Source organism: Streptomyces sp. NPDC001401 (assembly GCF_042895385.1).
Taxonomy (GTDB): Bacteria; Actinomycetota; Actinomycetes; order Streptomycetales; family Streptomycetaceae; genus Streptomyces.
The window spans coordinates 333,090-345,194 of the sequence record NZ_JBIAWI010000006.1 but is presented as its reverse complement, the minus strand read 5'-3'; the positions used below and the strand labels follow the sequence as shown (position 1 = coordinate 345,194).

Here is a 12,105-nt window from a genome sequence, read left to right as displayed (position 1 = left end):
GGTGGTCATGGAAAAGAACGAGCACAAGCTGGTGATCATCGTCGGAAGTGTCCGGGACGGACGGTTCGGCCCGGCCGTGGCCTCGTGGGTGGCCGAACAGGCAGGCGCTCACGGCGGTTTCGACGTAGAAGTCGTCGATCTGGCCGAGATCGACATCCCGTTGACGCTGCCTGCCGCGTCGCCGAAGTTCGCCGGTGACGCCTACCCCCGTCCGGCCGGGATGGCGGCACTGACGTCGGCCCTGGAGGGCGCCGACGCGTTCGTCGTGGTCACGCCGGAGTACAACCACAGTTATCCCGCGTCGTTGAAGGCGGCCATCGACTGGCACTTCACCCAGTGGACGGCCAAGCCCGTCGCCTTCGTCAGCTACGGCGGCGCGGCAGGCGGCCGGCACGCCGTGCTGCATCTGGAGAACGTCCTGACCGAGCTGCACGCGGTGACGATTCGCGACGGTCTCGCCTTCCCGAACTACTTCACCTCGTGGCAGGACGGTCATCCCCTCGACCCCGAGGCCTCCGGGTACGCCAAGACCCTGCTGGAGCAGTTGGCCTGGTGGGCCGGTGCACTCCGATCCGCGCGCGAGGCCGCTCCCTATCCTGCGTGAACCGGGACGACGCCCCGCTCGATCAGGCTGTCGGCGCAGTCGCGCACGGTCTGCCGGGCGGGGCGTGTGGCTGCCGGCCGAGGATCGCCGACGGCGTCAGGGCCACGCCGGCGACGCCGACAGCTTAGAATCGCGGCGTTTGTCCCCCGCCGCAGCCGTAGACCCGTACGGAGTTCCCGTTCATGCACGACCCACACGACCCCTATGTCCGCGTCCGCGGCGCCCGCGAGCACAACCTCAAGGGCGTGGACGTCGACATCCCGCGGGACGTGTTGACCGTGTTCACAGGGGTGTCCGGGTCCGGGAAGTCCTCGCTCGCCTTCGGCACCATCTACGCCGAGGCCCAGCGCCGCTACTTCGAGTCGGTCGCCCCGTACGCGCGCCGCCTCATCCATCAGGTCGGCGCCCCGAAGGTCGGCGAGATCACCGGACTGCCGCCCGCGGTCTCCCTCCAGCAGCGCCGCTCTGCCCCCACGTCCCGCTCGTCCGTCGGCACGGTCACCACCCTCTCGAACTCCCTGCGGATGCTGTTCTCCCGCGCCGGCGACTACCCGCCCGGCGCCGAACGCCTCGACTCCGACGCCTTCTCCCCCAACACGGCCGCCGGCGCCTGCCCGGAGTGCCACGGACTGGGCCAAGTCCACCGTACGACCGAGGAGTTGCTCGTCCCCGACCCGTCGCAGTCGATCCGCGAGGGCGCGATCGCCGCCTGGCCGGGCGCCTGGCAGGGCAAGAACCTCCGCGACATCCTCGACGCGCTCGGCCACGACGTCGACCGGCCCTGGCGCGAACTGCCCGCCGCACAGCGAGAATGGATCCTGTTCACCGACGAGCAGCCGGTCGTCACCGTGCGCCCGGTACGCGACGCCGACCGCATCCAACGCCCCTACCAGGGCACATACATGAGCGCCCGCCGCTACGTCATGAAGACGTTCTCCGACTCCAAGAGCCCCACGCTCCGGGCCAAGGCCGAACGCTTCCTGACCAGCGCCCCCTGCCCGGCGTGCGGCGGCAGCAGGCTGCGCCCGGAGGCGCTGGCGGTGACCTTCGCGGGCCGCACGATCGCCGAGCTGGCCGCGCTGCCGCTGACCGACCTGGCGGGCCATCTGGTGGCGGGCGACGAGACCGCCCGCCTCCTCACCGAAGACCTCGACTCCCGTATCGCGCCGATCCTCGAACTCGGCCTCGGCTACCTCAGCCTGGACCGCTCGACCCCCACCCTCTCGGCGGGCGAACTGCAACGGCTGCGCCTGGCAACGCAGTTGCGCTCCGGACTGTTCGGTGTCGTCTACGTCCTCGACGAGCCGTCCGCCGGACTGCACCCGGCGGACACGGAGGCCCTGCTCACCGTCCTGGAGCGGCTGAAGTCGGCGGGCAACTCGGTGTTCGTGGTGGAGCACCACCTCGACGTGGTGCGCGGCGCAGACTGGCTGGTGGACGTGGGCCCGCACGCCGGCGAGCACGGCGGAGAGGTGCTGCACAGCGGCCCGGTGGCGGAACTGGCCTCGGTCCCGCAGTCCGCGACGGCCCGCTTCCTCTTCGACCGCTCCCCCGCCGAGCTACGCCAAGTGCGCACCGCCCGCGGCCAGTTGAAGGTCGGGCCGGTCACCCGTCACAATCTGCGCGAGGTGACGGCCGAGTTCCCGCTCGGCGTGTTCACCGCGGTCACCGGCGTGTCCGGCTCCGGCAAGTCCACCCTCATCGGGGAGATCACCGAGGACCTGACGGGCGTGCAACGCCTGGTCTCGGTCGACCAGAAGCCCATCGGCCGCACCCCGCGCTCCAACCTCGCCACCTACACGGGCCTCTTCGACGTCGTACGCAAGGTGTTCGCCGCCACCGACGAGGCGCGCGCCCGGGACTTCGGCGTCGGACGCTTCTCCTTCAACGTGGCCGGCGGGCGCTGCGAGACCTGCCAGGGCGAGGGGTTCGTCAGCGTCGAGCTGCTGTTCCTGCCCAGCACGTACGCGCCGTGCCCGGACTGCGGCGGGGACCGCTACAACCCCGAGACGCTCCAGGTGACGTACCGGGGCCGGAACATCGCGCAGGTGCTGGACCTGACGGTGGAGAGCGCGGCGGAGTTCTTCGCGGACACCCCGGCGGTGGCCCGCAGCCTCACCACACTGCTGGACGTGGGGCTCGGCTATCTGCGCCTGGGCCAGCCCGCCACCGAACTGTCCGGCGGCGAGGCCCAGCGCATCAAGCTGGCCAGCGAGTTGCAGCGCGGCCGCCGCGGCCACACCCTCTATCTCCTCGACGAGCCGACCACCGGTCTCCACCCGGCCGACGTCGAGGTCCTGATGCGGCAGCTGCACGGCCTCGTCGACGCCGGCCACACCGTGATCGTCGTCGAGCACGACATGTCGGTCGTCGCCGGCGCGGACTGGGTGATCGACCTGGGCCCGGGCGGCGGGGACGCGGGCGGACGGATCGTGGCAGCGGGGACGCCGACGGAGGTGGCGCAGGTGGAGGGGAGCGCTACGGCGGCGTATCTGGGCCGGGTGCTGCCGCCGCGGAAGGCGTGAGTGTCTACAAGGGCGGGGCGGGAACCGGCGAAATGCAGCCCGCGAGGGGACGGAATGCCACCGATATTGGACGGTGCGAAGGGGCGCCATGGGGGAACTGGCGGAGCTCGAGGAATGGGTCGCAGTGATCGATGCGTGCATCGAGCCCATCGCGACGAGACCGCTGGATCTCAACGACCCTGACTGGATGCGAAAGATACAGGAGGCCCCGCGTCCACTGGACGAGGCGGGCATCCGGACAGAGGCCGAGGCGGCACTGCATGACGTGCTTTCCCTGTACGAAGAGGGCGACGAGGACGTCCGGACCGCCCTGCGCGCGCTCCTGGAGCGGTGTCACTCGTTCGCATGGGCGACCTCACTGCCCTTCGAGCCCACGCCCCAAGGATTCCGGCAGCGACTGCTGGAGATGTCGGTCGAGGATCAAGGCCACGACACACGGGACATGATGGTCGACCTCAACGGTCTGTGCGGGCAGGCACGGGACGCCGGTATCGACATCCGGCCACTCCTGCTGGACGTGGCCGAACTCTCCAGTGACATCGACAAGTACGGGATGGGTTCCACGCGGAACATCCTTCTCCGGGCCGCTGGAAGGGAGCCCACCGGGCTCTGGTGAGCGTGCGGCACGGGAACCCGCCGCCGTTCCTCCCTCGGAATCGGACGGAGCTTGGCGATGGACTTCGCGTGCTTTGGCATCACAGGGATGAGAGGCGTACCGACGAAATGGGGCTGTGTGGGTGACGAAACGCAGTCCGTCGTCGGCCGGGCGATTGGGCTGACGCCGATCCCACCGAAGGCGGCTCCCGTGTGCGAGAACTTCTGCGTATCTGCGCGGGATACATGCCCTGTTGGACTTGCTGGCCCACCATGCCAGCGCATTGCGTCGGTGGCCCTATCGCCCATGTGCATCGACGCGTAGTACCGCTGGCGAGCTTCACTCTGGAGGTTCGCCGCGGTCCCAGTCTCGGGCAGTGCGGCCTCGCGCCGGTGGTCGGCGGCTCCTTACTCTCCCCCGTCGGCGGAATGGAGCTGGAAGTCGACGACGACGCAACCAACCTGTCCGTCATCGGTGCGGCCGATCCAGACGGGGTAGGCCCCGTCGCCCCGGCCGGCGCGGAAGGCGATGAGGTTCGGCTCGTGCTCCGTGCTGGGCAGTTCGACGGTGAAATGGCTGTCGAGGGGTATGAACAGGTCCTCGTCCAGCTGGTCTTCGATCACCGTCCGAGTCGCATCCATGAAAGCCGCTGTGCCGGTATCCACGCCAACCCCGTAGAACTGGCCCTCGCCGAGCAGCCCCAGGCCCTCGTCGGGCCGGAGGGCCATTTCCCACTCGCGGGGCGGGATGTCCAGGAACGTCACCCTGGCCGCAGCGACACCGGCCCCGCGTGTCGTGCGCAAAAGCGACAGCGTGACCGGGAACTCGCCCGGTGGCACAGCGACGGTCCGCGGGGTCTCTCCGATCCAGCCGGGGTCCGAGACCGCCAGCTGCCCTGACGTGATCCGCAGCAGGCCGGCGTCAACGGGCTCGACGACGGCCGGCCCATCCGGAGTGTCGCACGCGCCCGGACTGAACAGTTGCTCGATTCCGGTGGCGCGCAGCGGTCCCGATCCTTCGTCGACCGACACGTCGCTCAGGACTACGGTCGTGGCGGGCTCGTGGCCCTGCTGGGCGAGGAACGGCGCGAACACCTGCCAGTCGCCGAATTCCGGTACGGGGCAGAGGAAGCTCTCGACGGGCGCCGGGAATCGCCGCACGGGGACGCTCGACGGGCCGGATGTTCGAGCGTGCAGTGGCTCCGTCGACGCTCCCCTCGGCCCGGCGAACTCGGACCTCACCTCGACCTGCCCGTCGGCCGAGACGGTCGTGGTCTCCTGAACATCCCACTTCCAGGACGAGTGCTCCTGCTCGTTGGAAAACTGCCATCGGGTGTTCCGGTGAGCCAACAACATGCCCGTGCTGTGCGGCTTGAGGTCGATCATCTGCATACGCCAGGACCTGTCGTCGAACAGATACACACGCCACATCCGGCGCGGCCAGTATTCGACCAGTGCCAGCGGTCGCTCCCGCGCGGACAGCAGAACCGCGTACTCCATCCCGGCAGCATGTCTGCGTGCCGCGACCGCGCGCGACATCGGGTCCGGATGGGTCATTCCCCGCTGGGAACCCCACATTTCGCCGTACGACACATCAAGACTGTCGAAGATCACAGCCGCGTATCTCCCCCCGCACCAGCCGCCCCCGAGCAGTGGCGCTCGACAGGTGACCCTGCCGCATCACCCTGCCCTTCCGGAGCTTCGTTGTGCCGCCAGTCTGCCACTGAGGTGTGACACATAGGATTGTGGGAGGCCAGCAACCTGGGGTTACCGACGAAATGGACCGCCCCAGGTGACGAGACACAGTCGGTTCGGCAGGCCCCATCGGTGATGCGTGCGTTCGCGTCAGCGCCGACGCTCAGGGGCGGAAACGTGGACACTTCTGCGCGGGAATCCAACCCGGCGGAAGCCACGTTACGGCTGGTCAACGAATCCCGTCGGTTGCCCTGAGAACCAGGCCGCGGTCTCGTCGGGGTGCGAGAACCGTACGGTGTGGAGGGGCGCGAAGCGCGGATCGCTCGTGCGCCGTGCGATCTCGTGGCGGCGTCCCGCGTGTTGCGACCAGGACCACCACACCGGGTGTTCCTTGCTGAGCCAGCCCGCCCACGTCTCCTTGTTGCCGCCGAAAACGGGCTCACGGGTGACCGAGCGCCGCAGGGAGCGACGCAGAACGCGGGGCATCACCACGCGCTTGCCGTAGTCCAGCCAGAGCAAGGTGTCGGCCTGCTCCCAGAGCAGGTCACGGACCTCCGGGTAGCCGATGGAGTCGATGACCCAGCGGGGTTCCGCCGCAACGCTCGACACCGCCTCGGTGAATCGGTCATTGACAGCCCAGTCGGGGCCGTTGAAGTACAGGGCGTCCATCTCGTGGTACGGCACGCCCAGACGCTCGCTCACGGCCCGCGCGAGCGTCGACTTGCCCGCACCCGTGACACCCACCACCAAGATCCGCTCCACGCGCGCACCCTACTTGAGCCTGCCGAGGCCGGAGACTCGATGGTCGCGCAGTAGGAGCGCGCGGAGCACTTTCCTGAGCGCGGATTCGCCCCATCCGATCCCAAATCGCCGCGCAGACCTGTGTCTTGGCCACCCGACGAGCGGAGCCGCATGGTGAAGGTGGACATCTCGTCCGCCCCTCGCGCCAAAGGTGGTGACATGGTTGCGGAAACCCTGGCTGCTCCGGCTTCGGCGGCCGGAACGGCGGCGGCACAGGCACTCGGCACGGATGCATGGACATCGATGCGGGAACGCGTGGCGGAGGTCTTCGGGCGTGGGATCAGGGAACGGACCGAAGCCGCCCTGAGCCGTTTGGACGAATCGGCGCTGACGCTGACCGACCACGGCCGGCCGACAGACGTCGCACGGGCCGGGGCCCTGCTGGCCGCCTCCCTCACCTGCCAGTTCGAAGTTCTGCTGGATTCCGTCAGCGACGCAGACCGTGAGGTGGTGATCGGCCTGCTGCGCGTCTTGCTCGCAATGCGGGATGACAGCGGGGTGACAAGCGAAGCCGCCGGAATCGAGGTCCACGGCAACATCGAGACTCACTCCGAGGGCTCTTCGGTCGCCGTGAGCATCGTCCAAGGAGGCCTTCACATGGAACGCCCTCCCCAGCCGGGCATAGAGCAGATCGGGCGCTGACTAGTACTCCAGCTGTAGATCGCGATCTTGCTGGTGGGGGCGGGTCCGGGCACGGGTACGGCCACCGATGATCATCGTCGTTTGTGAAGACGAACGAGGAGTCGGTGGCCGCAGGTCACAGCATAGATCCCGGCCGTTGGCGGGAGGCGTTCGAGGTGGTCATGGGCCGTATCGCGGGCCGGTTCGCCCGGGTCGAACCCCGGCTGCGGGCCAGGCAGTTGGTGATGGGCTTGATGCCGGACCTGCCGCGCAACAACTGCTGGACGATCGCGGAGTGGGCCGGGGAAACGACCCCGCACGGCATGCAGCACCTGCTGTGCCGGGCCTCTTGGGATGCCGATGCCGTCCGGGACGACGTGCGCGAGTACGTCGTCGAACATCTCCACGACGAGGCGGCGGTGCTGGTCGTGGACGAGACCGGTGACGTGAAGAAGGTGGCACCCACACCGTCGGGGTCCAGCGCCAGTACACCGGAACCGCCGGCCGGATCGAGAACTCCCAGGTCGCCGTCTATCGCGTCTATGCGGGGATGCGCGGGCACGCGGCGGTGGACCGGGAGTTGTACGTCCCCCGCTCGTGGACCTGCGACCCCGATCGCTGCCGGGCGGCCGGGCTCGGCGAGGACACCGTCTTCGCCACCAAGCCGGAGCTGGCCCGCATGATGATCGAACGGTTCCTGGACGCCGGACACCGCATCGGCTGGGTGACCGGCGACGAGGTCTACGGCGGCAACCCGAAACTGCGGGCGGCCCTGGAAAAACGCGGCCTGGGCTACGTGCTTGCGGTGGCCTGCTCGGCCGAAGTCACCACAAGGGCAGGGAAGTTCCGCGCCGACGCGCTGGCCGCGAAGCTGCCCAGGCGTGCCTGGCAGAAGCTGTCGGCCGGAGCCGGCGCAAAGGGCCACCGCTACTACGACTGGGCCGTCATCGACCTCGCCGACCCGGCGCCGGGACACTGTCAGCTGCTAATCCGACGCAACCGCACCACTGGCGAACTCGCCTACTACCGCTGCCACTCCACGGTGCCGGTCCCGCTGCGCACCCTGGTCCAGACGGCCGGCTCCAGGTGGCGGGTGGAGGAGACCTTCCAGACCGAGAAGAGCCTGGCCGGGCTCGATGAACACCAGGTCCGCCGCTACCCGTCCTGGAGCCGCTGGGTCACCCTCGCCATGCTCGCCCATGCCTTCCTCGCCGTTGTCCGCGCCGAGGAGCACGCCGACCGGCCAGGACCGCACGACCTGATACCGCTGACCTGCAACGAGATCCAGCACCTGTTCCTCGCCGTCACTGCGCGTCCGGTGACCGACCTCGCCCACCGGCTCGGCTGGTCCGACTGGCGACGCCGCCACCAGCAGCGATCACGGGCCAGCCACTACCGGCGACAAGCCGCATCCCAGACATGAGATCACAACAATATTGGACCCCCGAACGGGTACTGCGGGCTGGGCGGGACAGGGGACAAGCTACGAGCGTCGCGCCGAACTGGCATCGCGCCGGTCGAGAACTGATCGGCGCGCTACTCTCTCGGCCATGTCAGAGACCAGGCAAAGACTGGTGCGGGCCTTTTGGGCCGTGGACCGCCTCCTTGGCGGTGAACGCCCGCCAACACGCACACAGAAGTTCGCGGCCCGGCATCCGGTCGTCCTGCCACTACTGACGGGAGCAGTGTGGGCTACCTACTTCCTGTTGCTCCCAGACGTGCAGCCGTCGGACTACCTCATCGCGCCGACCGGCGGCTTTCTGCTCGGTGGGATCTTCGGGCTCACGGCGCTGTACGAGAGGCATCGACAGCGTCGTCTGCGACGGCTGGGGCTGTGGGACGGCTCGTGAGAGAGCCATCCCAGACATGACGGTCACGATCTACAGCTGGAGTACTAGAGCGTGTATTTGGTTGTGATCATTAGGTGGTCCGGGTGAGGTGCGCGAGCCGGATAAGGTGCCCCGAAGTCAGGCATGAGGGGGATCACGTTGGAGCGACGGAAGCTGTTCGGGATCGGGGCGGGGCTGGCGGTCCTACCCGCCTGGTGGGCCCTGCGTCAGGTGGCGAACGGCACAAAGCGTGACTGGCACACCGACACCGCACCGCTGGAGCGGGCGTTCCCGCTGCTGGGCCCGCTCACCGACGCCAAGTGGGTGAGCAGCCGGGACAACGACCGGGGCACACCGTCGCCGGAGCTGGTGATCTCGGGCTTCGCCCGGCTGACACCGGGGAAGCTTGCCGAGCTGACGGCGGCCCACACCTTCGTCTCCGAGGGGCCGGCCGATGACTTCTCCTCGTGGTTCGAGAAGCCGCTCAAGGGTGAGGGGCCGGAGAACCCGCAATGGATCCGGTCGCACAAACTCGACCGCGACGGCAGCGGCCACTCCACCAACCTGTGGTTCGACCGTCGCACCGACACCGTCCGCTTCTGGGCACTCAACCCATACGGATAGGGCGCGTATCGGGTGCGATCAGTTTGTGGGTTTCGCCCTCACGGTCATGGCTTGATTCGGTAGATCGTGGTGCGTGATGCGAGTACAACTGACAGACACCGAACAGGAGTTCATCGAGCCGTACCTCCCGATCGGCGACTACGGCCCGTACCCGGAGCGTCTGCGGCAGCAGTTCGAGAGCGTGATCTGGCGGTTTCGGACGGGCAGCCAGTGGCGGGAGATGCCGCGGGAGTTCGGTGCCTGGTCGACGGTCCACAACCGCTTCCGGCAATGGAGGGACGCCGGGGTGTTCGAGGCCCTGCTGGAGGGTGTGATCGCGGAGGCCGCGAAGCGGGGTGAGGTGGACCTGTCGCTGGTCAGCGTGGATTCCACCACCGTCCGGGCCCACCACGACGCCGCTGGGATGCACCTCGACCCAGACACGCTCGCCGACCTGGAGAAGGCCGCCGAGGAGGCGGAGAAGGCCCGGCAAAGGGGGGCGCCCCGGAGAGACAAGACGGGCAGGACACCGCACGCGACCCCGAACAGGAAAAGTGGCGACGTGTCCGACGTAGCCGCAAGCTCCGCCTGAAGGCCGCCCTGCTCGGGCGCTCCAGAGGCGGTCAGACCAGCAAGGTCCACATCGCCGGCGAGCGCAAGTGCCGCCCGCTGGTGCTCGTTCTGACCGCAGGACAGGCCGCCGACAGCCCCCAGGCCGCCAACCGGAAGAAGAGAGGCTCCGCAGGCGGCCGGCCCGTCACCCACGACGCCGACCTCTACAGGGAGCGGAACACCATCGAGCTCCTGATCAACAAACTGAAGGCCTGGCGAGGCATCGCCACTCGCTACGACAAGACCCCCGCGAGCTACCTCGCCGGCCTCCACCTTCGCGGCGCGATGCTCTGGATCAAGGACCTCACCAAGACCGCCCCTTGATCACGACCGAATACTCGCCCTAGGCGCCAGTGACGAGTGCGCTGATGATATAGGGACCGCCTTCCGGCCTCGCGTAAAAGAAGAGCTGCTCGCCCGGCGGCATCTTGAAACGGTCGGGAGATCCGTTCAGCCGATGGTGAAGCGCTGGTTCTGGGCGCCTCGGTCGCAGCGGGCAGTGCGGTAGTAGCCGTTGTCCTGCTGGTAGAGGCAGCGGCCCGTGCCGACGCTTTGGAGCATGATGGCGCTGCGGGCGGCGGGCTGGACGGTGCGCCACTTCTGGTATGAGCCGCCGTTACAGCGCAGGGGGTAGACGTCGCCCCGGTCATTGCTGTCGAGGCAGCGGCCCCAGAAGTTGTTCTTAAGAGTGGTGCTGGTGTTGAGGCGGCCGTTCCACTGCCACAGGAGGCTGCCGCGTCCGGTGGTGCAGCGGTCGCCCTTGAGGCCGGTTTCGGAGGTCTCGCGCAGGCAGTCACCGTAGCGGTAGTTCGCGAAGCGGCTGGTGGCGGTGGCAGCCGAGGCGGGCGTGGGGGTGAGGAGGGGGAGGGCGAGGCCGGCTGCGGCGATGAGGGCGGCGAAGGCTTTCCGGGTCGGGCGGCGCACTGGGGGTCTCCTGACAGTGGTTTTCAGAGGTACCTCAACAGGATCCCCGAACACCACCGCCTATGCCTGAAAAATGGGGAAAACCCGCTGACGACTCCTGAAGGTCCGAGAGGAGGCGGTTTCCGGCGGGACGGAGGACCTTCCGTGGCGCGGAGGCCGATGGGGAGCGTAGCAGTGCCACTGACACTGCCTCTTACCTGGTGATACTGCCCTGCTCAGGGGGCACGTGTGCGTTCACGGGGTCAGGCAGGACTTAAACGGACATTAAGGGCCCACTTAGTGCATACGAGAGGCTTAGCAAAGGGCAAAGAAGATCGCGGATACAATAATGGTGCAGACGACTCTCCAGGCAAATATGAAGAGATCTCTTCGGAACCCCTGTCTTTCCTGTTTCGAGAGGTTTTGCTCCATCATGGCGACAAATTCTCGCGCAGCTTCAGGTTCGACGGATTCGAGGGTTTTGACACGGTCGGCAAGCTGTCGCTCACTTAGCCTTTTCCAACCTCTTGCAGGGCTGGGCAGTTGGCCTGACAGACGGATGAAGCCCCTGGTAGATGGGTTTTCGACCAAGAGAACTGTCTCCACCAGAGGCTTCGCATGCTTGTCTACCCGTCCGGCGCGGTCCCACGTGAAGGTGCGGGCACTGGTCGAACAGGCCATCGCCACCCTCAAGTCCTGGCGGCTCCTGCGCAAGCTCCGCTGCTCGACCACTCGAATCACGAGCCTCGTCCAGGCCGTCCTCACACTCCATCTGGCCAGCTCAGACTGAGGATGGAGAAAGCTCACTTTCTCGGAAGATCCGACGGAGGGACCCAATCGCCGACGTGCACAGGGTGAGGAAAAGAGAGGCCGGCCAAGAAGGCAGCCCCCTTCCTCAAAGCTGGAAGGGGGCTGCTTTTGTCGTCAGCGCTCAGCAATCCACGTGCACTCGCTCGACGTAATTGCTGCCGTCCAGGGTCCGCTGACCCCCTGCCCAGACGAAATCCCACGTGCCGTTCACGTAATACACCGTGAAGCTGTTACCGTGGGCCCTGGCATAGTTGAAACGGCCGTAGATCCAGTTGTCTCCACAGCCGTCCATATTCCAGACACCTCCGGAAGTATCGTATACGCAGGCCCGCCCGGCATCGCACTTGTAGGTCACGTACTGGGGATGGACGTCGGCAGCTGAAGCAGTGCTGGAGCCGCCGATGAGCGCGCCAATCCCAAGAGTGAGAGCCACAGCTGTACGGGTCACGTGCTTTTTGAGCAACTGCATCCAGAAGTCTCCCTGCCTGGGGGCCCCACTGTGACGCCA

At 67.6% G+C, this 12,105-nt stretch carries 10 protein-coding genes and 3 pseudogenes; 9 read left to right on the top strand and 4 right to left on the bottom strand.

The window, feature by feature from the left end; genetic code table 11:
- Positions 1 to 7 precede the first annotated feature (7 nt).
- The 3 genes from ACFY10_RS22790 to ACFY10_RS22780 all read left to right on the top strand — a co-directional run bounded on the left by ACFY10_RS22790 (position 8) and on the right by ACFY10_RS22780 (position 3,745).
- On the top strand, positions 8 to 604 hold the full coding sequence (locus ACFY10_RS22790) for an NADPH-dependent FMN reductase (RefSeq protein ID WP_390666991.1): 597 nt from the start codon (positions 8 to 10) through the stop codon (positions 602 to 604).
- A gap of 182 nt (positions 605 to 786) precedes the next feature.
- On the top strand, positions 787 to 3,129 hold the full coding sequence (locus ACFY10_RS22785) for an ATP-binding cassette domain-containing protein (protein WP_390666990.1): 2,343 nt from the start codon (positions 787 to 789) through the stop codon (positions 3,127 to 3,129).
- A gap of 187 nt (positions 3,130 to 3,316) precedes the next feature.
- On the top strand, positions 3,317 to 3,745 hold the full coding sequence (locus ACFY10_RS22780; protein WP_390666989.1) for a hypothetical protein: 429 nt from the start codon (positions 3,317 to 3,319) through the stop codon (positions 3,743 to 3,745).
- 386 nt (positions 3,746 to 4,131) lie between these two features.
- On the opposite strand, the gene ACFY10_RS22775 is transcribed toward ACFY10_RS22780, so the two are convergent.
- Entirely contained in the window at positions 4,132 to 5,223 is a 1,092-nt protein-coding gene (locus tag ACFY10_RS22775; RefSeq protein WP_390666988.1) for a DUF4241 domain-containing protein, read from the bottom strand.
- Positions 5,224 to 5,637: 414 nt separating this feature from the next.
- A complete protein-coding gene (locus ACFY10_RS22770; protein ID WP_390666987.1) occupies positions 5,638 to 6,180 on the bottom strand; it encodes an adenylate kinase in 543 nt (180 codons plus the stop codon).
- A gap of 150 nt (positions 6,181 to 6,330) precedes the next feature.
- Here ACFY10_RS22770 and ACFY10_RS22765 point away from each other — a divergent pair, with 150 nt between their 5' ends.
- The 5 genes and pseudogenes from ACFY10_RS22765 to ACFY10_RS22745 all read left to right on the top strand — a co-directional run bounded on the left by ACFY10_RS22765 (position 6,331) and on the right by ACFY10_RS22745 (position 10,208).
- Positions 6,331 to 6,861 (top strand): hypothetical protein, encoded by a 531-nt coding sequence (locus ACFY10_RS22765; protein WP_390666986.1) that lies wholly within the window; start codon positions 6,331 to 6,333, stop codon positions 6,859 to 6,861.
- 161 nt (positions 6,862 to 7,022) lie between these two features.
- Positions 7,023 to 8,263: pseudogene (locus ACFY10_RS22760) on the top strand (IS701 family transposase).
- A gap of 127 nt (positions 8,264 to 8,390) precedes the next feature.
- The gene (locus ACFY10_RS22755) at positions 8,391 to 8,690 is read left to right on the top strand and encodes a hypothetical protein (RefSeq protein ID WP_390666985.1); all 300 of its coding nucleotides are present in this window, start codon (positions 8,391 to 8,393) and stop codon (positions 8,688 to 8,690) included.
- Positions 8,691 to 8,813: 123 nt separating this feature from the next.
- Positions 8,814 to 9,293 (top strand): hypothetical protein, encoded by a 480-nt coding sequence (locus ACFY10_RS22750; RefSeq protein WP_390666984.1) that lies wholly within the window; start codon positions 8,814 to 8,816, stop codon positions 9,291 to 9,293.
- A gap of 73 nt (positions 9,294 to 9,366) precedes the next feature.
- Positions 9,367 to 10,208 (top strand): annotated as a pseudogene (locus tag ACFY10_RS22745) (IS5 family transposase).
- 126 nt (positions 10,209 to 10,334) lie between these two features.
- Here ACFY10_RS22745 and ACFY10_RS22740 read toward each other — a convergent pair.
- Positions 10,335 to 10,808 carry a hypothetical protein gene (locus ACFY10_RS22740; protein WP_352379130.1) on the bottom strand — a complete coding sequence of 158 codons (474 nt, stop codon included), beginning with the start codon at positions 10,806 to 10,808 and terminating at the stop codon, positions 10,335 to 10,337.
- Positions 10,809 to 11,427: 619 nt separating this feature from the next.
- Between ACFY10_RS22740 and ACFY10_RS22735 the strand changes: the two are divergent.
- Positions 11,428 to 11,577: pseudogene (locus ACFY10_RS22735) on the top strand (IS5/IS1182 family transposase); the annotation flags it as partial.
- Positions 11,578 to 11,718: 141 nt separating this feature from the next.
- Here ACFY10_RS22735 and ACFY10_RS22730 read toward each other — a convergent pair.
- Positions 11,719 to 12,066 (bottom strand): hypothetical protein, encoded by a 348-nt coding sequence (locus ACFY10_RS22730; protein WP_390666983.1) that lies wholly within the window; start codon positions 12,064 to 12,066, stop codon positions 11,719 to 11,721.
- Positions 12,067 to 12,105: the final 39 nt, after the last annotated feature.